We start from the raw sequence: 21,509 nt of genomic DNA, 5'->3' as shown, positions 1-21,509 counted from the left end.
CCCGTTGGGGCGCCGGCTCAGACGGGAGAGGCCGGTTTGCCCGGCCGGCGCGGGGTACGGGGGGCGCATGGAACCGACGCCCGAGACCGAGGATGCACTCATCGAGCTCGAGACCTACGGCGACGTCGGCCTGAGAGGTGAGCTGCGCGAGCTCGTGAACCAGGCCCAGCACGTGCTTCCCGAGCTCATGGGCGTCAGCCTGGGCCTGACGGTCGAGGATTTGGTGCTCACCTACGTCGCCAGCGACCTCGACGTCGGGCTCCTCGACGCGATGCCGTACCTCGATGCCGGCCCGCGCGTGAGCGCCGTCGACACGGAAGACGTCATCGAGACGACCGCGGACGGCCTCTTCGACGAGCAGAGGTGGCAGCTGTTCGCGCAGGGCTCGGCCGCGTACGGTGTCCGGAGCAGCCTGTCGCTGCCCTTCCTCCGCCAAGGCGTCGTCACCGGTGGCGCCAACTTCTACGGTTCGGGCCCCGCCTCGTTCCGGGGGCACGTGGAGCAGCTGGCCGAGCTCTTCGGCGCCTGGGCGCCCGGGGCGATCCACAACGCCGACCTCGCCTTCCGCACCCGGCAACAGGCGACCCTCAGCGTGGGCAACCTCCGCGAAGCAAGACTCGTCGACCAGGCGGTCGGCGTGCTCGTCGCCGAGGGGGTCTCGGACCCGAACGAAGCCGAGACCCGTCTGCGTGAGGCCGCCACCAGGGCTGGCATCCCCCTCGCGGTGCTCGCGCGTGCCGTGGTCCACACGCACTCGAACGCCGGCGACGGAAGCGAGCCCGACCCGGGCACCTGACCCCGATCACGCAACCGGCACAGCGGTGGGCCCGCCGGTCAGAGCACGCCCGCACCGTCAGGTGTCGGGGCGAGCACCGCCGTGGTGCCGACCCTCTCGCCGATGGCGAGGTGTCCGCCGAGGTATGCCGACAGCCCGGCCACCGACAGGCCCGCCAGTCCCAGCGCCACCCCGAGCGCCTGACGCCGTGGACGGGCAGCCCACGACGCGGCATACAGGCCCAGTGAGGCGACGTTGAGTCCGGCATGCACGAGAGCCACCCGCCGTTGACTGGTGCCGAGCCCCGCGTACTCGGCCCAGCCGGTCAGCGCCGCAGCCGGTGCCGACGCCAGTCCGGCGCCGACGAGCCGGCGTGACGCGGCCTCGGAGCCGGGGGCGCCGAGGAGATCGAGCAGGGCCGCGGAGCCGAAGAAGCCGATGGGCAGGTCGGTGAGGAACGGGTGGGCGGAGTGGCCGAGCACCTCACCGGTCACGATGCGGCGCCAGGCACCCGTCCCGCGGAGGTGCGCGGCGAGGGGTGCGACGGCGGCCGCCGGAGCGTCGAGCGAGGTGCGGTCCTCCACGAGGCGGTGGACGAGGCCGACGGCGGGGCCCGGCGTGGACATCGGTGTGCGCGAAGGTTCCATGCCGAGCCCCTACCCGCAGCAAGATCGCTCGAACGGTGGGGCGTCAGGAGATGACGGCGTCGACCGCCTTCTTCATGGCACTCGGCTGTTCGGGCCGTCGGGGGGCACCCTTCTTCGCCTCGAGCAGCTCCTCACCCAGCTCCTGCAGACGCTTGCGGCCGAGGCCGTCACGCACCTTGGGAAACCAGTCCTGCTCCTCTTCCTCCATGTGGTGCTCCACGTTCTCGATGAGCACCGTCGTCTTCGCGTCGAACCGCTCGTCGGTCGCGTCCATCGCAGCGAGCTCCAGACACAGGACGTCGGCCACGTGGTGCTCCTCGTACGACTCGAGTACGTCGTCCTCCAGGTCGGGCAGCAGCTCGCGCACTCGGGGATACATCACCTCGTTCTCGATGTAGGTGTGCACCGTCAGCAGCTCGAGGATCGTGTCGACGATGCCCTGCTTCTGGACGGCTGTCAGGTCTGGCTTGCGGAAGGCTCGGAACTGTTTGCGCACTTCCTGGTGGTCGTTCTTCAACAGGACGATGGCGTCGTTGGACATGGCGCTCCTCGGGTGTTCGATGATGGCCCGTCTTGAGGGCTCGCAGACTCCTTACCCCCTCGGGCCACTCGATCCCGGACGGGGCCAGCCCACCCTCTGGTCCACCAGCGAGGCCGGGGCCTCGCGGGTGGACCGGCTCAACTACCTACCCTGTGCGGCCGCCTTCCAATCACGCGCCGAAAGTGCGCTTGGGCCAGGGAACCGTGGGTATCCGGAACGCGTGAAGCACCGCCTGCCACACGAGCTCGAGAACAGGGCGTCGTGGTCGGCGACAGATGAAGGGACAAGGATCGATGACCGAACGACCTTATGAGACAACCGTGCCGGATGACCTCGTGTCCGGAGGCCCATCCACTTCGGGCCCCGCGACCGGGGAGAACGGCACCACTTCGCTCGGCGCAACGTCCACCGGTAGCCAGGGTTCTGGATCGGCGACCGCAGCTGTCGGTGAGGAGGCGAAGTCGGTGGCCTCCGATGCCGCTGACAGTGGCCGCCACGTCGCCGAGACGGCCGCGTCCGGTGCCAAGGACGTCGTGTCCGAGGCCACCACGCAGCTTCGGCAGCTCTTCGACCAGGTGCGCTCGGAGCTCGACGGGCAGGCGTCCTCACAGGGCCAGCGCGCCGTCGGTGGCCTTCGCTCGCTGGCTGACGAGCTGCGGCAGATGGCGTCCGGCTCCCAGCAGCAGGGCATCGCCGGCGAGGCGGCGCACCAGGCTGCCGACAGGGCGTCGTCGTTCGCGGACTGGCTGGACAACAAGCAGCCCGGTGACATCCTCGACGAGGTGCGGTCCCTGGCTCGACAGCGTCCGGGCGCATTCCTGCTCGGGGCGGCCGCGCTCGGCCTGCTCGGTGGCCGCATGACCCGTGGGCTCACGGGCGGCTCTTCCGACCAGCAGGCACCTCAGGCAGCCGGCTACGGTGCAGGGGCACAGGGCGTCACGGGCAGCTACCCGACGAGCGGCTACACCACGGCTACAGCCGGCACGCCTTCGGTTGGTCTTCCGCCAGACCAGTCCCCGGTCCGTTCCGAGCCCTACACCGTCGGGGTCCGCGACACCGACACGCACGCCGTCACGACGGCGACCGACGGGCTGACGACCGATGGACTCACCGACCAGACGGAAGTCGTGTACGTCGAGGGGGAGAGAGGGGCTCGCGGATGAGCACCGTTCCTCGCGATGAGCTCGGCGGCGGGTTGGGCACGCAGGGCGCCCCCTACGCCGGGCCCTACGAGGGCTCGCGTGAGAGCTCCCACGACAAGGCCGAGCACGCCTCCATCGGCGAGCTCGTCGGCGACATCTCGCAGGGGCTCAGCACGCTGATGCGTCAGGAGGTCGAGCTCGCAAAGGCGGAGGTACGCGACTCGGCGAAGCGAGCAGGCAAGGCAGCAGGGCAGTTCGGAGCCGCGGCCCTCGCGGGCTGGATGACCTTGCTGTTCCTGTCCATCGCCGTGTGGGAGTTCCTCGCGAGTGCCCTGGAGAGCCGGGGCTGGGCCGCCGTCATCGTGATGGCTGCCTGGGGGATCGCCGCCGCCGTGTTGGCTGCCGCGGGCCGCAAGAACAGCAAGCAGATCCAAGGACTGCCGCGCACCACCGAGACCGCCAAGCGGGTCCCGGACGCGCTGAAGGGAAACGAGGAGACCTCATGAGCACCAACTACCCGACGGCGAACGTGCCGACGACGAACGACCCCGACGCCATCCGGGCCGAGATCGAACGCACCCGCGCCGGACTGAGCCGCGACGTCAACGCACTCGGCGAGTCCGTGACGCCCGGCCACATCGCCCATCGCCAGGCCGAGAAGGTCAAGGGACGCGCGAGCCGGCTCCGCGACCACGTGATGGGGTCGGCGTCCGGCGCTGGCGACAAGGCCTCCGACGTGGCGCAAGGTGTGGGTGGCCGGGCGTCCGACATGGCGCACGGCGTTGCCGACACCGCCCAGCAGACGGGGCACACGATCGAGCGCAAGACGCAGGGAAACCCGCTCGCCGCCGGACTCGTGGCCCTCGCCGCGGGCTGGCTGGTGGGTTCGCTCCTGCCCGCCTCCGAGAAGGAGCGCCGGCTCGCGGAGTCCGCCAAGGACAAGGCACAGCCAGTCCTCGAGGAAGCACAGAGCACTGTCAAGGACGTCGCGAGCGAGTCCGCCGACCACCTCAAGCAGCCGGCGCAGGAGGCTGTCCAGTCGGTGAAGGACACGGCGCTCTCGGCCGCTGACGACGTCAAGCAGGAGGGCCAACAGGCCGTCGGCGCCGTGCGTGACAGCGCGTCGGACTCGGTCGGTTCCGTGAAGGAGCAGGCCCAGAGCTGAGTGTGCTCGCAGCCGGCTGACGGGGCCGGGCGGCCGGTGAGTCGCCCGGCCCCGCTGAGCTCGGCGTGGGCCGACCCCAACGGCCACCGGGCCGCTCGCGCCGGGCCACGGCGTTAGAGTGGAGCAGGTTCAAACCGGAGCCGAAACAATGCGGCCTCGAGCGCGCTGCTCTCGTCGTGTCCAGTAGAAGGCGGCCATGGACCATCGCACGCGACCAGCTGACCTGGCTTCGGAGTTCGTGGCCCTCAACGAGTACCTCGGTGACGGCAGCGACGGTGCCGATGCTCTCGAGCGCCTGGTCAAACTCGCGGTCGCCTCGGTGCCCGGGTGCGAGTGGGCGGGCATCACGGCCTGGCCGGTGCAGCGCAACCCGCGCAGCCTCGCGGCCACCGACCGGGTAGCCATGACGGTCGACGAGCTGCAGTACGCCCTCGGAGACGGACCCTGTCTCGTTGCGGCCAAGGAGGACGAGCCGGTGCGCATCCCCGACCTGTCCTCGGACGAGCGCTGGCCCGGCTTCGGCCGCCTCACGGTGCAACGGACCCCGGTGCGCTCGATCCTCTCCTTCCACCTGGGCGACGCCCCGGAACGGACGGCGCTGAATCTCTACGGTGGAAGTCCGCACGCGTTCGAGGGGGAGTCAGTGGCTGCCGGCGCTCTGTTCGCCGCCCACGCGCGCGTGCTCCTGATGCACGCGGGTCATGCCGACCAGGCCGCCCACCTGAAGGAGGCGCTGGCCAGCAACCGTCGCATCGGGATGGCCATCGGCATCCTCATGAACGTGCACAAGGTCGACGAGGACGAGGCGTTCGCGCTCCTGCGGGCCACGAGCCAGAACCTCAACCTCAAGCTGAGGACGGTCGCCGACGACGTGGCACGCACGGGCACCCTCCCGCGGTCGAGCCAGCCGTAGGGCACGCCGCCGTCGAGCGAAGGCCGCCCGGACGGTCCGGCGGTGTCTTCACCGCGGCTCCGTGCCTGCTGACAGGCGCGCCCGAAGGCGTTTGGTCGTCGGACGGCCCGGGTAGGGGACGTGCGGCAGCGCACCGGCAAGCGAGAGGACGACGTGACGACGACGGACGCCGTGGTGATCGGCAGCGGGCCCAACGGCCTCGTGGCCGCCAACCTGCTCGTCGACGCGGGCTGGTCGGTCGTCGTCCTCGAGGAGCAGGAGCGGCCCGGCGGGGCCGTCTGGAGCGACGACACCGTGGCGCCCGGCCACGTGCACGACACCTTCAGCTCCTTCTACCCGCTCGCCGCGGGCTCGCCCACGATCCGCGGGCTGCACCTCGAGCAGGACGGCCTCGAGTGGGTGCAGGCGCCGGCGGTCGTCGGCCACTCGTTCCCCGACGGTCGGTGGGGCGTGCTGCACCGCGACCGGCACGACACGGCCGCAGCCATGGACGCCGACACCCACGGCGACGGCGAGGCGTGGCTCGCGCTCTGCGAGACCTGGGACCGCGTGGGCGACGACCTCATCCGCTGCCTGCTGACACCCTTCCCACCGGTCCGTGGAGGCGCCGGTCTGGCGCGCCAGGTCCTCCGGCCAGGTGGGTTCGAGCTCGTGCGCGAGATGCTCATGCCCGCGCGCAGCCTCGTCGAGAAGCTCTTCCGGGGCGACGCGGCCCGCCTGCTCGTCGCGGGCAATGCCGCCCACGCGGACATCGGGCTCGAGGCGCCGGGCTCGGCGGCCATGGGCCTGCTCCTGGTCCTGCTCGGCCAGAGCGTGGGCTTCCCCGTACCCCGCGGGGGCGCCGCCGGCTTCTCCGGCGCGATGGTGCGCCGGCTGCAGCACAAGGGTGGTGAGCTCTGCCTCGGCGAGCCTGCCGTCGGCGTACGCGTGCACGACGGTCGAGCGATCGCGGTGCGCACCGCGTCCCGCGAGATCTCAGCACGACGAGCGGTGCTCGCCGACGTGTCCGCGCCGGCGCTCTACGGTGGCTTGGTGGCCTGGGACGAGCTGCCCGCCCGGCTGCGCCACCGCATGCAGCGCTTCGAGTGGGACCCCTCGACGGTCAAGGTCGACTGGGCCCTCGACGGCCCCGTCCCGTGGGAGGGGGCACCCGACGTCGCTCCGGGCACCGTGCACGTGGCCGACTCGCTCGACCAGCTCTCGCTCACCGGGGGTCAGGTGGCCGCCGGCCTCGTGCCCGACAGGCCCTTCCTGCTCGTCGGCCAGATGGGAGTCGCCGACCCGACACGCGTCCCGCCGGGAGGCGAGGCGCTGTGGGCCTACACCCATGTGCCGCAACGGGTTCGCGGTGACGCCGCAGCCGGTAGCGCCGGTGTGCGCACCATCCACGGCTCCTGGGACGACGCCGACCTGGAGGCGATGGCCGAGCGCGTCGAGGCGCGCATCGAGAGCCGAGCTCCGGGGTTCCGCGACCGCATCACAGCGCGACGGGTGCTGGGTCCGAAGCAGCTGGAGGCCATGGACCGCAACCTCTCCGGTGGCGCCATCAACGGCGGCACGGCCGGACTCCACCAGCAGCTCGTCTTCCGTCCCGTGGCTGGGTCGGGCAGGGCGGAGACGCCGGTCAGCAGTCTCTACCTGGCCTCGGCGTCGGCCCACCCGGGAGGGGGCGTGCACGGGGCATGCGGAGCCAATGCCGCGAGAGCGGCCCTGTGGCACCACCGACTTCGCACACCATGGAGGCGACCTTGAGCACCACCAAGCGCATCATCCACGCGTCGCCCGACCGGGTCTTCGAGGTCCTGGCCAACGGATGGAGCTACAGCCAGTGGGTCGTCGGGGCGTCGCGCGTGCGCGACGTCACGCCGGACTGGCCCGGCGAGGGCGCCGAGATCCACCACTCGGTGGGGGCCTGGCCGCTCCTCATCAACGACCTCACGACCGTCGTGCGCTCCGAGCGGCCCCACCTGCTCGAGCTCACGGTGCGTGCCTGGCCGTCGGGCGAGGGCGTCGTGCGGGTCACCTGTCGCCAGCATGGTGAGGACACCGAGGTCACGATGCACGAGGACGCGAAGAAGGGCCCGGCGCTGCTCGTCCCGCGGGTCCTGCGAGACCTGGCCCTGCACCAGCGCAACTGCGAGGCGCTGGCCCGACTCGCCATCCTCGTCGAACGCGCCGGGGCCGACGTCCCCTAGACGGGGGCCGTACCGTTCCGGGGGCGAACGCCCAGTCTGCGTCAGTCAGTGCGCGACGTCTCGCGCGGCCGTGGTGCACCGACAGCCGTTTTGGGGCGCCGCGCGGCGGGTGACAACGCCTCGTGACCACGACCTCGCGCACGATGGCGGCCCTCGCGGTCGCCCTGACCCTGACGGCGTGCGCGTCCGTCGACGAACCGGAGGCGAGACGCGTCGCCAGCGACTACGCACGTCTGGCCACCGTCAACCCGGGCGAGGCCTGTTCGCTGCCGGCCCCCCGCACCCTGCAGCAGGTGACGCAGGACGGCGACGGTGACTGTGCCAACGGCGTGCAGCAGATCTCGTTCGCCCGCTACGTGGCGTCGTCGTCGTTCCTCGTCGACCTGGTCGAGAACTGGCAGTCGGAGTACCTCCAGTTCACGCTCTACATCCTGCTGACGATCTGGCTCGTGCAGCGGGGCTCTTCCGAGTCGAAGACGCCGGGGGAGACCGGCAGGGAGTCCGACGAGCAGCAGCTCGTCGGACGGTGAGCGGGGCCCGACTCGCCCCGCTGGGCGCAAGGGGGAGGGTGGCGCCGGGCCGTCTACTCGCACTCGCTGGTCCTCGTCATGACCGTGGTGTTCCTGCTCTCGTGGTCTGCACAGGCAGTCACCGGCCGGGTCGCCGAGAACGAGCAGCGCATGCGGGACCTTCTCGATCCCGTGTCGTTCGGCGGTTACCTGGCCAGCCCGGACTTCTGGTCGCGCACCCTGCAGAACTGGCAGTCCGAGATGCTCGCCATCGGCTCGATGGCGGTCTTCGCGATCTACCTGCGCGAACGTGGGTCACCCGAGTCGAAGCCGGTCGGCATGCCCCACCACGTGACGACGTCCGACGAGTGAGGGGCAGAAGCCACACCACCGTGGGTGTGGTGCTTCAGGCCAGGGCTCGGCGGTCGTCGATGACGAGACGTGCCAACCGCGCCACGGGTATGCCGGCACGCGTCACCGGAGTCACGAGAAGCCTTGTCGCGCCTCGCCGCTCCCTACGGCTTACCGCGGCACGGTACGCCGGTTCGTGGGCACGTGGCACAGCCACGACCGCGTCGTCGTCGTCGACGTCGCCCAGCTCGAGGGGCTGAACGACGTCGAGGGCGAGCTGCGGTGGGGGAGTCGGCGCGGCTGAGCCACCCGCACGACGACTGAGCCGGGCCGGGCCCGGTCAGGACGCGCTGGTCAGCGGCGGTTCGAGCGTCCGCCCCTCCTCAGCGGCCGCCGTGTCGTCGACGAGGTGGTCGTGAAGCCGCACCGTGATGCGGCGCAACGTGCGCGATACCTGCATCTGGCTGATGCCGCGGGCGTCGCCGATCTCCCGTTGGGTCATCCCCTCCACGTAACGCATCAGCAGCAGCTCGCGCTCCCCGTCATCGAGCTCGGTGAGCGCCTCGGTGAGGCAGACGCGGTCGTCGGCACTCTCCAGCGCATGGTCGTCGCACGCCAGGAAGGCTTCGAGCCCGGGCCGGTCGTCGTCCGCAGGGCTGCAGTCGAGCGACAGGGGGCTGAACCCCGTCGCCGCCACGTCGACCTCACGCACCTGCTCCACGGAGGCACCGACGGCGTCGGCAACCTCGGCGTCGCTCGGGGTGCCGCCGGACGCCTGCTCCAGGACCGCCCGCGTCGCGTTGACGTCGGCCCGGAGCTCCTGCAGCCGACGGGGCGGCCGGACGACCCAGCCGCGGTCACGGAACCACCGCTTCAGTTCGCCGCTGATGGTCGGCACCGCGTAGGCGGCGAACGAGGGGGCGTGTCCGGGCTCATAACGCCGGATCGCCTTGACGAGGGCCAGCCTGGCGACCTGCACGAGGTCGTCGTGCTCGATGCCGCGACCGTCGTAGCGGGCGGCCATGCGGTTGCACAGGTCGAGGTAGAGCAGGGTGATCTCCTCCACCACGTGCTCGGCCTCGTAGTCCGAGGCTGTGGAGAGTCGTTCGAACAAGGTGGCGGTCTCGGCGTCACGCTCGGCGAACGAGGGACGCAGGTGGGCGGGGTCGGTTGAGCCTGGGGACGCCATGACTCATCTCCCATCGAATGGGCGACGGAGTCGGCGCTGGTGTTGGACCGCTCGGCCACCTCGAGCCTGTCACGACATCGGGATCGGCGCAATGGCGGCAATGTGCGCAGTGGTGCCCGAATGGGCCGTATGCCGCTGGGTACGGGTATCGGGGACCATCCGACTCAGCAGGGAGGACGTGCCGTGTCCGAGATCGCCGTCCGCGCTGAGCAGCTCGTGCGCCACGACGACAAGGGCGGGTTCCCAGCGCAGCAGCAGCAGCCGCCCGGCCTCACGAGCGAGATGGATCCCGTGCCCGACCACGGTGAGACGACCTATGTCGGTCACGGACGCCTCGAGGGGCTGCGGGCCCTGGTGACCGGTGGTGACTCCGGTATCGGGCGCGCAATCGCCATCGCGTACGCCCGTGAGGGTGCGGACGTCGCAATCAGCTACCTACCGCCCGAGCAGTCGGATGCGGAGGACACGGCCCGCCTCGTCGAGGAGGCCGGACGCCGGTGCGTGCTGCTCCCCACCGACCTCGTGGAGCGCCAGGCGTGCCTTCAGGTCGTCGCGGACGCGGTGCGCGGTCTCGGTGGCCTCGACGTGCTGGTGAACAACGCCGGCTACCACTGGGACCGGGACCCGAGCGGTCTCGAGGGCCTGCAGCCCGACCACGTCGAGCGGGTTCTGCGCACCAACCTGCACGCGGTGATCTGGCTCTGCCAGGCGGCGCTGCCGCACCTCGGCCCCGGGTCATCGATCATCAACACCACCTCCATCCAGGCCTACGACCCGTCACCGGCGCTCCTCGACTACGCAGCGACCAAGGCGGCTCTCAACAACCTGACCGTCAACCTCGCACAGGCACTGGGGCCCAAGGGAATCCGCGTCAACGCTGTTGCTCCGGGCCCCATCTGGACGCCGCTTCAGCCGGCGACCCGCGACGAGAAGAAGATCGAGACGTTCGGGGCGGACACCCCGCTGGGTCGTGCCGGTCAGCCCGGAGAGGTCGCCCCGGCGTACGTGTTCCTCGCCTCGCCGTCCGACGCGAGCTACGTGTCTGGGACGGTCGTCGGCGTCACGGGCGGCGGAGCGGTGTTCTGAGCCTCTTCTCACGGCGCACGCGGTCGCGGTCCGTCTTCAGGGCGAGAGGACGACCTTGAGGCAACCGTCCTGCTTCTCCTGGAAGAGCTTGTAGAGCATTGGAGCGTCCTCGAGCGGGGCATGGTGGGTCGCGAACGACTCCAGCCCGAAGACGTCCTCGTCACCGCGCACGATGTCGAGCAGCTCGTCGCTCCAGCGGCGAACGTGGCACTGGCCCATCCGGACGGTGAGGCCCTTGTCGAAGAGCTCCATCATCGGCATCGGGTCGGCCATGCCACCGTAGACACCGCTGATCGACAGCGTGCCGCCCCGCCGCACTGCCGCGACGGCCGTGTGGAGCGCGGCGAGCCGGTCGATGCCGAACCGCTCCACCGCTTCTCTCGCCACCGGCTTGGGCAGGTGGCTCGTCGCGCCGATCGCCTTCTCAGCGAACGGGTTCCCGTGAGCCTCCATCCCGACCGCGTCGATGACGGCGTCGGGCCCGCGTCCCTCGGTCAGGTCGACCAGAGCCGTGGCCACGTCCGTGTCGGAGGCGTCGACCACCTCGGCGCCGGTGCGTCGGGCGAGCTCCAGGCGGTCGGGCACCAGGTCGACTCCGATGACCCGGCCGACGCCGCGGTGCAGGGCGCTCCTCACGGCCAGCTGACCGACCGGGCCGAGCCCGAGGACCGCAAGCGTGTCGCTGCCGTTGACGTCGGCATGGTCGACCGCCTGCCACGCCGTGGGCAGGATGTCCGAGAGGTAGAGATAGCGCTCGTCGGGACCATCCTGCGGCAGCTCGATCGGGCCGAAGTCGGCGTGCGGCACCCGCACGTACTGCGCCTGACCGCCCGGCACCGCGCCGTAGAGGCTGGTGTAGCCGAAGAGACTCGCGCCCTTGCCCGCCGCCGTGTTCTGGGTGGTCTCGCACTGCGCGAAGAGTCCGCGCTGGCACATCCAGCACCGTCCGCACGAGATGTTGAAGGGGACGACGACCCGGTCGCCCACGGTGAGGGTCACGACGTCCGGGCCCACCTCCTCGACGACGCCCATGAACTCGTGCCCCAGGATGTCGCCGGGCTCCAGGTACGGCGCGAGCACCTTGTAGAGGTGCAGGTCGGAGCCGCAGATCGCCGTCGACGTCACGCGGACGATCGCGTCGGTGGTGTCGATGATCCGTGGGTCGGGTACGTCGGTCACACGGACGTCCTCGATGCCTTGCCAGGTCAGTGCTCTCACGTCGGCCCCCTACCCACGTCCCGAGCGACGGAAACGCCCAGAGGCGACCGGACGAGGGGTCGCCCCAGCAACGCCGAGGAGGCAGGTATGACGAAGCAACCCACCGAGGCTGAGGCCCACAGCGACACCACCAGCGCGAGCAGGCCGGTGGCGGTCGTCCTCGGGGCATCGCGCGGCCTCGGGTTCCTGGTCGCTCGCGAGCTGGTCGACCGCGGTCACCACGTGGTCCTGGCGGCCCGCGGCCGGGCGGAGGTCGACGAGGCCGTCACCGACCTGGGTGCACGTGGTGCCGTGACCGGCGAGACGTGCGACGTGCGCGACCGCCACGACGTCGGCGACCTCGTGGGTCGGGTGGAGCACACGCTGGGGCCCATCGAGGTGCTCGTGACGGTCGCCGGGGTCATCCAGGCCGCACCCGCGGAGTCGTTGGTGCTGCACGAGTTCGAGGATGCGTTCGACACCATGGCGTGGGGTCCGATCAACGCCGCGATGACGGTGCTGCCCCACATGCGTCGACGCGGTCGCGGGCGCATCGGGACGGTCACCTCGATCGGTGGCATGGTCTCGCCCCCTCACCTGTTGCCCTACGCGACGGCGAAGTTCGCCGCCGTGGGGTTCTCCGACGGCCTCGCAGCCGCCCTGAGCGGCACCGGGGTCACCGCGACGACGGTGGTGCCGGGCCTCATGCGTACGGGAGGACACGAGCACGCGAGGTTCGGGGGCGACGCGGCGGCCGAGTACTCGTGGTTCGCGCCGGCCGCCTCCTTGCCGCTGCTGTCGGTCGACGCAGGACGTGCCGCTCGGAGGATCGTCGACGCGGTGCTGGCCGGCAAACCGATGGTCGTGCTGACCCCACTTGCGTGGCTGGGCATCCGGGTGCGTGGCCTGGCTCCCGGGACGACCACGCGGATGATGGGCCTGGCCGGGCGGCTGCTCCCGGGCCCACCGTCCCGGGGAGGCGCTCGTACGGTCGAAGGCCGAGAGGCCCGCGCCGGGGTGGGCTCCCGGCTGGTGAAGCGCCTGACCCGACTCGGCGACGACGCCGCTCGACGCAACCACGAATGAGCGTCGGGGTGGTCAGGGCGCGGCCGACCTGCATGGTTGGCGCCGCGCCGGGTAAGCCCGTTCCGGGACATCGAACTCGAAGGAGGCGCCATGCCGCGCCAGGACCCGACATCACCCTCAGGGGCCGGTCGACGATGACCGAGAAGGACATCGTCCCGGCCCTGCGCACCCACTGACCATGCGGGCCCAGCTGGAGAAGACAGTCGTCGACTGTCCCGATCCCCGAAGGCTGGCGCACTTCTACGCGCGCCTCCTGAGCATGCGGGTCATCGAGGACGCGCCCGACTGGGTGGTGCTGGGTCGTGAGCCCGGTATGCGTGAGCTCGCGTTCCAGCGCGTCGAGCCGTGGGTGCCGCCGCGGTGGCCGGACCCGGCCTTCCCGCAACAGCTGCACCTCGACATCCGAGTCGATGACGTGGATGTGGCGCAGGCCCGCGTGATCGAGTTCGGCGCGACGCGGGCCTCGGGATCTCCCGAAACGGGCTACCGGGTCTTCCTCGACCCCGCGGGACACGCGTTCTGCCTCGTCCACGGGCGGTCCCGCGTGCCTGACCCGAGGATGGCCTTCGACACGACGGGGTCGCGGGGAGGCCACCACGGGCGGCAGTAGCAGCGCCGGCCGCCAACGCCGTCCATCTCGCATCGCCTCGCCGACAAGGCCTACCCGCCATCGTCCGAAGACCAGGAAGAAGGCCATGCAGCCCCGCGCGAGCGACGCCGGCCCAGGCGCCGGGCCCACCGGTAGGCCGGCTCACGGACCGCGACCACCCAGGACGGCGGCGTGGTGCCGGACAGCTCGTTGACGATCGGGTCGAACCGCGTCGGCGTGTCCATCCGCTCGTGGAGCAGGTCGATGAGACCGACCGGCCGCCAGGCGGCACCATCGGCCCCCACGGACAGCTCGTACTGCCGTGGCTCGTCGTCGCCGCTCGTGGGTCGCGCCAGCAGCACGAGGGAGCGCCCGGCCGCCCTGGTGGGCAGCAGCGTCGTCAGGGGTCGCTCCGTGGCGTGGCGGACCGGCCGGAGCAGGTGCCGTGTGGCGCGTCCGGTGCCTGTCGTCGCGAACAGCAGGTCGGCCGGTCCCCACTGCGGTCCGGCGCCGGGGAGCCGCAGGGCCAGTCCACCGATGTCCCACCAGCCACTCGGCGTGCCCAGGGCCCGTGACACCCGCACGGTGCACGCGTGCGCGCCCCGGTCCTCGAACACCGCGACCCCGAGGTCCGGCAGGGGCGAGTCGACCCGCAGCTCTGCCTCCCACGTCGTGCCGACGGCATGCAGCGGCTTGCGTCGCGTGATCGCGGCCACGGCGCCGAGAGCGCCCGCGAGCACGGCCCCGACTGCTCGAGGTGGAGCGTCCGACAGCCCCATCGAGCCGGTGCCGCCGGTTCCGTCGGTGCCGTCGGTCAAGCGGTCGCGGTCACGGTGCGGGCGCGCGGGCCCGATGGGGGAGAGGCGAGCGGTCACGGCATACACCTACCCACGTCCACGCACCTGCTTCGCCGGGGCCCGGGAAGTAAGCGCGCCGCCCGGACGATCCCAACCTGACGCGGTGAGGTGTCGAGATGTCGTCAGGCCAGGTGGGCGGCGTCGATGGCCGACTGGAGGCTCTGCCGGTAGGCGTCGCTCGTGTAGGTCGCCCCGCTCACCATGTCGATCTGGGCGGACTGCTTGTCGAGCGCCTCGGAGCGCAGCACCGGGGCGGCCTGCGCGCTGATGCGCACCGAGTGACGCGAGCTGTCCGTCAGGTGCAGCGCCGTGACGTCGGTCATCCGGTGCCCGACGACGGTGATGCGCACCTGCACGTCGCCGAACTCGGTGTGCGCGACACCGCCGTCGACGGTGCGGGAAGAGGCCTTCGGGGTCCCACTCGGCGTACTGCTCGGGCCCGCGTGGGCGCGCCGCGGCAGGTTGGCCGCAGGCTTGGGCCTGCTCCCGCTGCGTGGTGCCCCGGTGGCGGAACTGCCGACCGGGGGTGGTGCGGACAGGGTGACCCCGCCCACGCTGTCGTGCTTCGGGGCCAGCCCGGCTGCCCAGGAGGCGCCGATGGCGGTGGCGCTCGCGACGCCGACGATGACCGATGTCGACTTTCTCACCAGCCGAACCTCTCGTCGTGGATGTGGGTGGTCGGAACGCCTGCACGGTGGACTGCCTTGTGAACCAACGACATCCAGACAGGCGGTCCACACAGGTAGACCTCGTGCTCGGCGAGCCCGGGCACGAGTCGACCCAGACGCTCTGCGTCCGAACCGGTCCCGCCGGCGCCCGCCGGCAGCATCGAGCCCCGGACCGGCGGGCCGACGAGGGTCTGGAGCCGGTGACCGGCCAGGTCGGCGAGCCGCTCGATCTCGTCGTGGAGCGGCAGCTGGTCGGGTGCGTCCGCGCGGTAGAGCACGTGGACGTCACCCGGTAGTGCGTGCTCTTCCGTGACGAGCTCCTCGAGGAGGGCGCGGACCGGCGTCACACCGATGCCGGCGGCGATGAGCAGTACCTGGTGACGCACCCGCGCCCGCGTCGTGAAGGCTCCGTACGGACCCTCGGCGAGCACGAAGGTGCCCGGCCTCAGGTCGCGGACGGCCGCCGAGTGGTCGCCGAGCCCACGCACGGTGATGCGCAGGGAGCGGCCGTTCGGGGCGGCCGAGAGCGACCACGGGTGTGCGGACAGGAGGAGCCCGGGGGTGACGAAGCGCCAGTTGAGGAACTGGCCGGCACGCACGCCAAGCCGGTCGAGGTTCCGGCCGCGCATGACCACGGACCAGACGCCGTCGGCCTCCTCCACGACGTGGTCGACGCGGATGCCGTGTCGCGCGCTGCGCAGGACGGGCACGGCGACGCGCCACAGGAGGATGCTGCCCCCGACGAGCACCCACAGCGCCCACCAGTAGGCACGCGTCCAGGCCGACGCGGTGAAGTCCGAGCCCTGCGAGAGCTCGTGCGGGATCGACAGGACCACAGCGGCATACGCGGTGAGGTGGACGAGGTGCCAGGTCTCGTAGGCGAGGCGGCGACGGGCGATCTGCACGGACGTGACGGCGATGACGACGAGGAGGAGCGTGGCCACCCCGGCCATCAGCAGGTCGTCGCCGCCCGTGACCATCGAGAGCAGCTCGAGCACCGCACCACCCACGCCGGTGCGGCCGTCGCCGATGGCGGCACCGACGACGATCGTCCCGACGTGGACGAGCACGAGCGGGACCGTGACGCGCCCGAGCACCCGATGGGCCTTGAGCGCGCGGTCCATGCCGTAGACACGGTCGACCCGCGGCACCCGGGCCGCGAGGACGAGCTGGACGAGGAGCAGGTTCATGGCCACCAGGCCGGTCAGTCGGCCGACCGCCGTGAGCCGTGCTCCGGCCCCGCCGGTCAGCAGGTCGTGGCTACCACCTCCGAGGAGGAACTGGACGATCACGGCCATCAACGCTGCCACGGCGAGCGCCTCGAGGAGGTCGGCGACCCGGTGCCGCCAGCGCCGGAAGGCCACGCCTCGGCCGATTGCACGCCGGACGCGCTCGGTCGTGCCCGGGCGCGTCGGCGGGTGGGATGTCATCGTGTTGCTCACGCAGCTGATGATCCGCAGCGGATCTCAGAAAGTTATGAGACGCACGGGAGAGGGTGGGTGCATGACCGAGGACGCCGCCGCCGGCGCCGACGCGCCGGTGGCCGAGATCTCGGCCGGCCTCTCGGCCCCGAGGCTCCTCCTCGTCGAGGACGACCGAGAGCTGTCGTCGATGCTGACGCGCCTTCTGAGCGAGGAGGGGTATGCCGTCACGACGGCCCGGGACGGGCAGGCGGGACTCCACCAGGGCCTCGTGGCGGACTGGGACGTGCTCGTCGTCGACCGTGGCCTGCCCGGCATCGAGGGGCTCGACCTCGTGAGCCGGCTGCGGAGGAAGGGACTCGTGGCGCCGGTGCTCTTCCTCACGGCACGGGGCACGGTGGCCGACCGCGTGGCGGGGCTTGATGCGGGTGCCCAGGACTACCTCGTCAAGCCGTTCGACGTCGACGAGCTGCTGGCCCGGCTGCGGTCGCTGCTCCGCCCGCCAGGGGCGCTGTCCGAGGAGCTCGCGCTCGGGGCTCGCCGCTTCGTCGTCGGCGAGCACCGTGTCGTCGGCGCGGGGGAGGACGTGCTGCTGTCGACGCGGGAGGCGGCCGTCCTCGAGGTCCTCGCCCGTCGGCCGACGCGGGTCTTCACGCGGGACGAGCTGCTCGACGCCGCCTTCACCCGCGCCGACACGCTCGGCGCCGTCGACACCTACGTCTACTACCTGCGGCGCAAGCTGGGCCGGGGCGTCGTGGAGACGGTCCACGGCGTCGGCTACCGTCTGGGGCCCTCGTGATGAGACCGACGGCCGCACCGGCGGACCCGGTCAGGCGAGCGGCCCACTCGATCGCCGCGCGGGTGGGGGTGACCACGGCCGTCGTCGTGCTCGTGGCGATCATCGGGGCCGGGTTCCTCTTCGACCGCCAGCAGGCTGCCGACATCCGGCGACAGGTCGATGCATCGGCAGCCACGGTCGACGACGTGGTCGATGCTCCCGTCGGCATCTGGCTCGTGCAGGTCGCGCCGGACGGGACGCGGTCGACGACGGGCACACCGGCGCCGGTGGCGGCTGCCGCCGAGGCGGCTCTTCGCTCCGTGCCGTCAGGCACCGAGGGCACACCGGACGGAACGGGCCAGAACCGGTCGTTCCCCCTCGTCGTCGTCGCCGACGGGCGGGACTGGCCCGCGGCGGGGGTCAAGCGTGACGACCGACTCTTTGCCGCCGTCTACGACGTGCGGCTGCACGCCACGCAGGAACGCAGCCTGCTCGTGGCCATGGGTGTCGCGGGCCTCCTCGGCGTCGTCCTGTCGGCGCTCACCGGGCTGCTGGCCGGGCGCCGGGCGGTGCGGCCCCTGGCCGAGGCGCTCGACCTGCAGCGCCAGTTCATCGCGGACGCCAGCCACGAGCTGCGCACCCCGCTGGCGGTGATCAGCACCCGGGCCCAGCTGCTGCGCCGTAGCATTCGCGCCCAACGTGCCGCGACGGATAGTGGCGTCGGCGGCGCCATGGGTCGCGAGGTGGACCAGCTCGTCGACGACACCAAGGCGATGGGAGAGGTCCTGTCCGACCTGCTGCTGTCTGCACAGCTGGACGCCGGCGAGGCGCCACGCGACCTCGTCGACGTCGCCGGCCTGGCCCGCGACGTCGTCATCTCCCTCCGGCCGTATGCCGCCGAGTCCGGGGTGGCGCTCGAGTGGCGCGGCGTCGTGGCCGGGGGAGGACCATCCGGGGGGAGCGGTCGCGGCGACGCCAGCCGCGTCGGCGGGGTCGACGGCGACAGGGGGGAGGCACTGGTCGAGGGCGTGTCGACGAGCCTGCGGCGCGCGATCCTCGCCCTCGTCGACAACGCCGTCGCCCACTCCGGCCCGGGTGCGGCGGTCGAGCTCGCCGCGCGCACCGACGGCGGCCAGGTGCGGCTGGAGGTCGTGGACCACGGCCCGGGGGTGGCGGCAGACGAGCTGGAGGCCCTGACGCGCCGGTTCGCGCGAGCGCGGCGCGACACGCCCGACCGCCGGTTCGGCCTGGGTCTCGCGCTCGTGACGCAGATCGTCCGACACCACGGCGGCTCCCTCGAGGTGACCCCGACCCACGGCGGCGGGGCCACCTTCACCCTCGCGCTGCCGGCATCGACGCGCCGCTGACCGACACCTTGCACGGGCGGTGCTCCCGCGCTCACGTCATGCACTGCCGTCCGGGGCGTCGTCAGGGTGAGGAGTCCGGGCGAACGTGCCTCCAGCAGGCGCGGTGCTCGGGACGAAAGGAGCGACATGTCGATGATCACGCTTGCGACACCAGTGGCAGGGCTGGTGCTGATGGTCACGTTGCAGAAGGTCGAGGAGTGGCTCCTGGGCCGGGACGTCCCGAAGATCCGCAGGGGCGGCCGCAGTCACGGCTGAGGGTCCGGAACGCTGGAGCCGAGCGGTTTGCGAACGCCGGCGTGCCGGAGCGAGGTGGGCGAGAGCAGGGGCCGCAGCAGCGGGTCGCTCTCGAGGTCCGGCGACCGCCTTGCGACGCCGGCGAGGACGTCGGCCACCTGCACCCGCGGGTCGTCCCTCGAGTCGACGGTGACCACACCGGCCAGCGGCGACACCTGCTCGGCGGACGTGCCGGGCGGGTCGGCGGCGGCGCTCGGCTCGACAGGGCGCCCGACCCAGGCGGGGTGATGCGCGAGCGCCTGCTGCAGACGCCGGAGACGAGTGGCGGTGAGCGCACTCTGCTCGTCGTGGACCACGAGCACCTGCCGGCGACCACCGCTCCAGAACAGCACGGTGTCGGCCAGCGCCGGCAGCAGCGGCTCGAGCGGTGGGGGAATGGACACGTCGTGGTCCAGTCGGCGCAGGACCGCCCGAGTGCGCGTTCGCGTCAACCCCGCCAGCACCGCGGCGGCCTCGGGGTGGAGGCCCTCCGCGAGCGCGTCACGCGCCCGGAAGAAGCCGTCGACGACGCGCTGCCCGGGCTGCCGTCTCCTCTTGGTGCGCACCAGGTCGACGAAGGCGGCCAGGAAGGCGTCCCAGTCCGCCCCGCGAGCCCGTCCCGCCCGGTAGAGCGTGAGTGCAGCGGGGCGCAGGTGCTGGCTGAGGCTCGTGCCCGCAGCATAGGAAGGCTCGGCCAGGAAGAGGTCGACCACGCGGGTTGCCAGGAAGTACTCCTTGTCGACGACCTGCACGTTCGCCCGGTCGGCGAGAGCGGCCAGCAACCACTCGAGTGAGTCGCGCCCGCGTGGCCCGCGCAACAGCTGCCCGGACTTGAACTCGCTCGACGGCCAAGGGAACCCGGATCTCAGCTCGTCGATGAGAGCGGCCGCCTCGTCGACCCCGAGATCCACGCTGGCGTGGGTGAACACCGGCGTGGCGGCATCGAGGAGGTTCGTGCCCGAGAACCCGGACTCGTCGCAGGCGACCTCGACGACCGGCAGGCGCGGGGCGTCGGCCGTCGTGCTGGGTGGCAGCCCACCCTGCAGGGGCAGCCTGGGGCGCAGGTCCACGCGCCCATGCTCACCCGCCGGACTGCAGCGCACCAAGGAGTTTTCGCCGGGACGGGCCCCGACGGCATACGCAGGGAGCTCGGGAGACGTGACGACTCGGGCTAGAGCACCTGCGAGAGGAAGCGCTGGAGGCGCTCGGTCCCCGGCGCCTCGAAGACGGCGCCCGGTTCGCCGGACTCGACGACGCGACCGTGGTCCATGAAGAGCACCTGCTGGGCGACAGACCGTGCGAAGCCCATCTCGTGCGTGACGACGAGCATCGTCATCCCTTCGGCGGCAAGATCGGCCATCGTCGCGAGCACTCCCTTGACGAGCTCGGGGTCGAGGGCCGACGTGGCCTCGTCGAAGAGCATCACCTCGGGCTCCATCGCGAGGGCGCGGGCGATGGCGACCCGCTGCTGCTGGCCACCGGAGAGGTTCCCGGGCCTGACGTCGGCCTTGTGGGCGAGACCGACGCGGTCGAGGTGGACGAGCGCGCGCTCGGCGGCCTCGTCCTTCGACAGGCCCTTGAGGCGGGTCAGCCCGAGGGTGATGTTGGCGCGAACCGTCTTGTGCGGAAAGAGGTTGAAGTGCTGGAACACCATGCCGACCCGCTGGCGCAGGACGTCTGGGTCGTCCTCGAGGACGCTGCGACCGTCCAGCAGCACATCGCCGCTGTCGGGTTCGAGGAGCCGGTTGACGACCCGCAGCAGGGTGGACTTGCCCGAGCCCGAGGGGCCGATCACGCAGGCGGTCGAGGCGGCCGGGACGTCGAGGTCGACACCACGGAGCACGTGGTTCGAACCGAACGAGAGGTGGATGTCGCGGGTGGCGACACCGACCCCGCTCGCGGGTGAGGCGGTGCGTGACCCGTCGGTCACGTGGGTCTGCTGGGTCATCGGGACTCCTGGCTGGTCGCGAGCTGGGCGCTGGGCGCGAGATCGGCTGCGCCACCGGGTCTCTCGGCTGATGCGCCGTCAGCCCTGCGCCCGTCACGCAGCCGCCGGTCGATGGCGTTGACGACGTGGGTCAGGGGCACGGTGATGACCAGGTAGAAGAGCCCGGCGAGCACGAGCGCCGACTGGTTGCCCGTGTTGGCCGCGGCGTCCTGGCCGATGCGGAACAGGTCGCGCTGGCTCGCGAGCAGGCCGAGGAAGTAGACCAGCGACGACTCCTTGATCAGGGCGATGAACTGGTTGACCAGGGCCGGCAGCACCCGTCGCACACCCTGCGGGATGACGACGAGCCGCATGCCGGACGGTCGGCTGAACCCGAGTGCTCGAGCTGCCTCCAGCTGCCCCGTGTCGACGCTCTGGATGCCCGAACGGAAGATCTCGCCGATGTACGCGCTCGCGATGAGCGACAGGGCAAGGATGCCGAGGGGATAGGGGTTCGGCCCCCAGATCCCCAGGCCCAGTGGTGCGAGCCCGACGCCGATGAGCAGGATCGTCACGGCCGCAGGCAGCCCGCGGAAGACGTCGGTGAACACCCGTGCCGGCCACCGCAGCCCACGGCGCTGCGAGAGCCCGCAGACGGCGAGCACCATGCCGAGCACGGTGCCGATGAGCGCCGAGAAGAGGGCCAGGACGAGCGTGTTGGGCAGGCCGATGCGAAGCATGTCAGGCAGTGCTGCGCGCATGGCCTCGACGTCGAAGAACGTCTCCCACACGGTGTTCAGGGCATCCATCCGGCCCTCCTCTCGGGGTGTCGG

23 protein-coding genes and 1 pseudogene are annotated in these 21,509 nt (G+C 71.7%); 14 read left to right on the top strand and 10 right to left on the bottom strand.

Annotated features, from left to right (window positions below):
* Positions 1 to 67: 67 nt before the first annotated feature.
* Entirely contained in the window at positions 68 to 796 is a 729-nt protein-coding gene (locus AB4091_RS15035) for an ANTAR domain-containing protein (RefSeq protein ID WP_442292558.1), read from the top strand.
* A 38-nt stretch (positions 797 to 834) separates the two neighbouring features.
* Here AB4091_RS15035 and AB4091_RS15030 read toward each other — a convergent pair whose 3' ends face one another.
* Positions 835 to 1,422 (bottom strand): DUF2231 domain-containing protein, encoded by a 588-nt coding sequence (locus AB4091_RS15030; RefSeq protein ID WP_442292557.1) that lies wholly within the window; start codon positions 1,420 to 1,422, stop codon positions 835 to 837.
* Between the two features lie 43 nt (positions 1,423 to 1,465).
* Complete coding sequence (locus tag AB4091_RS15025; RefSeq protein ID WP_442292556.1) at positions 1,466 to 1,963, bottom strand: hemerythrin domain-containing protein; 498 nt, start codon at positions 1,961 to 1,963, stop codon at positions 1,466 to 1,468.
* A gap of 464 nt (positions 1,964 to 2,427) precedes the next feature.
* On the opposite strand from AB4091_RS15025, the gene AB4091_RS15020 reads away from it, so the two are divergent.
* From AB4091_RS15020 to AB4091_RS14990, 7 genes and pseudogenes are all read left to right on the top strand, one after another.
* On the top strand, positions 2,428 to 3,126 hold the full coding sequence (locus AB4091_RS15020) for a hypothetical protein (protein WP_442292555.1): 699 nt from the start codon (positions 2,428 to 2,430) through the stop codon (positions 3,124 to 3,126).
* The gene (locus AB4091_RS15015; RefSeq protein ID WP_442292554.1) at positions 3,123 to 3,611 is read left to right on the top strand and encodes a phage holin family protein; all 489 of its coding nucleotides are present in this window, start codon (positions 3,123 to 3,125) and stop codon (positions 3,609 to 3,611) included. The genes AB4091_RS15020 and AB4091_RS15015 overlap by 4 nt, the downstream gene beginning before the upstream one ends.
* On the top strand, positions 3,608 to 4,270 hold the full coding sequence (locus tag AB4091_RS15010) for a DUF3618 domain-containing protein (protein ID WP_442292553.1): 663 nt from the start codon (positions 3,608 to 3,610) through the stop codon (positions 4,268 to 4,270). The genes AB4091_RS15015 and AB4091_RS15010 overlap by 4 nt, the downstream gene beginning before the upstream one ends.
* Positions 4,271 to 4,466: 196 nt before the next feature.
* Positions 4,467 to 5,183, top strand: coding sequence for an ANTAR domain-containing protein (locus AB4091_RS15005; RefSeq protein WP_442292552.1), 717 nt, complete (start codon positions 4,467 to 4,469; stop codon positions 5,181 to 5,183).
* A 120-nt stretch (positions 5,184 to 5,303) separates the two neighbouring features.
* Positions 5,304 to 6,935, top strand: coding sequence for a phytoene desaturase family protein (locus AB4091_RS15000; protein ID WP_442292551.1), 1,632 nt, complete (start codon positions 5,304 to 5,306; stop codon positions 6,933 to 6,935).
* Positions 6,932 to 7,378 (top strand): SRPBCC family protein, encoded by a 447-nt coding sequence (locus tag AB4091_RS14995; RefSeq protein ID WP_442292550.1) that lies wholly within the window; start codon positions 6,932 to 6,934, stop codon positions 7,376 to 7,378. The genes AB4091_RS15000 and AB4091_RS14995 overlap by 4 nt, the downstream gene beginning before the upstream one ends.
* A gap of 143 nt (positions 7,379 to 7,521) precedes the next feature.
* Positions 7,522 to 8,259: pseudogene (locus AB4091_RS14990) on the top strand (DUF6766 family protein).
* Between the two features lie 319 nt (positions 8,260 to 8,578).
* Here AB4091_RS14990 and AB4091_RS14985 read toward each other — a convergent pair.
* Positions 8,579 to 9,427, bottom strand: coding sequence for a sigma-70 family RNA polymerase sigma factor (locus AB4091_RS14985; protein WP_442292549.1), 849 nt, complete (start codon positions 9,425 to 9,427; stop codon positions 8,579 to 8,581).
* A 183-nt stretch (positions 9,428 to 9,610) separates the two neighbouring features.
* Between AB4091_RS14985 and AB4091_RS14980 the strand changes: the two genes are divergently transcribed.
* Positions 9,611 to 10,513 carry an SDR family oxidoreductase gene (locus tag AB4091_RS14980; RefSeq protein WP_442292548.1) on the top strand — a complete coding sequence of 301 codons (903 nt, stop codon included), beginning with the start codon at positions 9,611 to 9,613 and terminating at the stop codon, positions 10,511 to 10,513.
* 36 nt (positions 10,514 to 10,549) lie between these two features.
* Here the strand turns inward: AB4091_RS14980 and AB4091_RS14975 are convergent, their stop codons facing one another.
* Positions 10,550 to 11,731 (bottom strand): zinc-dependent alcohol dehydrogenase, encoded by a 1,182-nt coding sequence (locus AB4091_RS14975; RefSeq protein WP_442292547.1) that lies wholly within the window; start codon positions 11,729 to 11,731, stop codon positions 10,550 to 10,552.
* Between the two features lie 87 nt (positions 11,732 to 11,818).
* Here AB4091_RS14975 and AB4091_RS14970 point away from each other — a divergent pair, with 87 nt between their 5' ends.
* On the top strand, positions 11,819 to 12,796 hold the full coding sequence (locus tag AB4091_RS14970) for an SDR family NAD(P)-dependent oxidoreductase (protein ID WP_442292546.1): 978 nt from the start codon (positions 11,819 to 11,821) through the stop codon (positions 12,794 to 12,796).
* A gap of 178 nt (positions 12,797 to 12,974) precedes the next feature.
* Positions 12,975 to 13,406, top strand: a complete 432-nt coding sequence (locus AB4091_RS14965) for a VOC family protein (RefSeq protein WP_442292545.1) — start codon at positions 12,975 to 12,977, stop codon at positions 13,404 to 13,406.
* 50 nt (positions 13,407 to 13,456) lie between these two features.
* Here the strand turns inward: AB4091_RS14965 and AB4091_RS14960 are convergent, their stop codons facing one another.
* From AB4091_RS14960 to AB4091_RS14950, 3 genes are all read right to left on the bottom strand, one after another.
* A complete protein-coding gene (locus tag AB4091_RS14960; RefSeq protein ID WP_442292544.1) occupies positions 13,457 to 14,260 on the bottom strand; it encodes a phosphodiesterase in 804 nt (267 codons plus the stop codon).
* Between the two features lie 104 nt (positions 14,261 to 14,364).
* Positions 14,365 to 14,889, bottom strand: coding sequence for an FMN-binding protein (locus AB4091_RS14955; RefSeq protein WP_442292543.1), 525 nt, complete (start codon positions 14,887 to 14,889; stop codon positions 14,365 to 14,367).
* Complete coding sequence (locus tag AB4091_RS14950) at positions 14,886 to 16,352, bottom strand: ferredoxin reductase family protein (RefSeq protein ID WP_442292542.1); 1,467 nt, start codon at positions 16,350 to 16,352, stop codon at positions 14,886 to 14,888. The genes AB4091_RS14955 and AB4091_RS14950 overlap by 4 nt, the downstream gene beginning before the upstream one ends.
* 61 nt (positions 16,353 to 16,413) lie before the next feature.
* Between AB4091_RS14950 and AB4091_RS14945 the strand changes: the two genes are divergently transcribed.
* The 3 genes from AB4091_RS14945 (at position 16,414) to AB4091_RS14935 (ending at position 18,731) form a co-directional block, all read left to right on the top strand.
* Positions 16,414 to 17,130 (top strand): response regulator transcription factor, encoded by a 717-nt coding sequence (locus tag AB4091_RS14945; protein WP_442292541.1) that lies wholly within the window; start codon positions 16,414 to 16,416, stop codon positions 17,128 to 17,130.
* Positions 17,130 to 18,476 (top strand): sensor histidine kinase, encoded by a 1,347-nt coding sequence (locus AB4091_RS14940; protein ID WP_442292574.1) that lies wholly within the window; start codon positions 17,130 to 17,132, stop codon positions 18,474 to 18,476. The genes AB4091_RS14945 and AB4091_RS14940 overlap by 1 nt, the downstream gene beginning before the upstream one ends.
* Before the next feature lie 126 nt (positions 18,477 to 18,602).
* Positions 18,603 to 18,731, top strand: coding sequence for a hypothetical protein (locus tag AB4091_RS14935; RefSeq protein WP_442292540.1), 129 nt, complete (start codon positions 18,603 to 18,605; stop codon positions 18,729 to 18,731).
* Here the strand turns inward: AB4091_RS14935 and AB4091_RS14930 are convergent.
* From AB4091_RS14930 to AB4091_RS14920, 3 genes are all read right to left on the bottom strand, one after another.
* Positions 18,722 to 19,819, bottom strand: coding sequence for a DUF3800 domain-containing protein (locus tag AB4091_RS14930; protein WP_442292539.1), 1,098 nt, complete (start codon positions 19,817 to 19,819; stop codon positions 18,722 to 18,724). The genes AB4091_RS14935 and AB4091_RS14930 overlap by 10 nt on opposite strands.
* 101 nt (positions 19,820 to 19,920) lie before the next feature.
* The gene (locus AB4091_RS14925; RefSeq protein ID WP_442292538.1) at positions 19,921 to 20,697 is read right to left on the bottom strand and encodes an amino acid ABC transporter ATP-binding protein; all 777 of its coding nucleotides are present in this window, start codon (positions 20,695 to 20,697) and stop codon (positions 19,921 to 19,923) included.
* Positions 20,694 to 21,485: an amino acid ABC transporter permease gene (locus AB4091_RS14920; protein ID WP_442292537.1), complete on the bottom strand. Its 792-nt coding sequence runs from the start codon at positions 21,483 to 21,485 to the stop codon at positions 20,694 to 20,696. The genes AB4091_RS14925 and AB4091_RS14920 overlap by 4 nt, the downstream gene beginning before the upstream one ends.
* Positions 21,486 to 21,509: the final 24 nt, after the last annotated feature.

The organism is Terrabacter sp. 2RAF25, assembly GCF_052115265.1.
Classification (GTDB): Bacteria; Actinomycetota; Actinomycetes; order Actinomycetales; family Dermatophilaceae; genus Terrabacter.
Note: the sequence above shows the minus strand (reverse complement) of the source record. Positions and strands in the feature narration are given on the sequence as shown.

Coding starts and splice junctions, on each gene's coding strand:
- AB4091_RS15030 (WP_442292557.1), bottom strand. CDS start 1,422: ATGGAACCTTCGCGCACACCGATGTCCACGCCGGGCCCCGCCGTCGGC.
- AB4091_RS14935 (WP_442292540.1), top strand. CDS start 18,603: ATGTCGATGATCACGCTTGCGACACCAGTGGCAGGGCTGGTGCTGATG.
- AB4091_RS14945 (WP_442292541.1), top strand. CDS start 16,414: ATGACCGAGGACGCCGCCGCCGGCGCCGACGCGCCGGTGGCCGAGATC.
- AB4091_RS15025 (WP_442292556.1), bottom strand. CDS start 1,963: ATGTCCAACGACGCCATCGTCCTGTTGAAGAACGACCACCAGGAAGTG.
- AB4091_RS14925 (WP_442292538.1), bottom strand. CDS start 20,697: ATGACCCAGCAGACCCACGTGACCGACGGGTCACGCACCGCCTCACCC.
- AB4091_RS14920 (WP_442292537.1), bottom strand. CDS start 21,485: ATGGATGCCCTGAACACCGTGTGGGAGACGTTCTTCGACGTCGAGGCC.
- AB4091_RS15005 (WP_442292552.1), top strand. CDS start 4,467: ATGGACCATCGCACGCGACCAGCTGACCTGGCTTCGGAGTTCGTGGCC.
- AB4091_RS15015 (WP_442292554.1), top strand. CDS start 3,123: ATGAGCACCGTTCCTCGCGATGAGCTCGGCGGCGGGTTGGGCACGCAG.
- AB4091_RS15010 (WP_442292553.1), top strand. CDS start 3,608: ATGAGCACCAACTACCCGACGGCGAACGTGCCGACGACGAACGACCCC.
- AB4091_RS14965 (WP_442292545.1), top strand. CDS start 12,975: ATGCGGGCCCAGCTGGAGAAGACAGTCGTCGACTGTCCCGATCCCCGA.
- AB4091_RS15035 (WP_442292558.1), top strand. CDS start 68: ATGGAACCGACGCCCGAGACCGAGGATGCACTCATCGAGCTCGAGACC.
- AB4091_RS14940 (WP_442292574.1), top strand. CDS start 17,130: ATGAGACCGACGGCCGCACCGGCGGACCCGGTCAGGCGAGCGGCCCAC.
- AB4091_RS14970 (WP_442292546.1), top strand. CDS start 11,819: ATGACGAAGCAACCCACCGAGGCTGAGGCCCACAGCGACACCACCAGC.
- AB4091_RS14985 (WP_442292549.1), bottom strand. CDS start 9,427: ATGGCGTCCCCAGGCTCAACCGACCCCGCCCACCTGCGTCCCTCGTTC.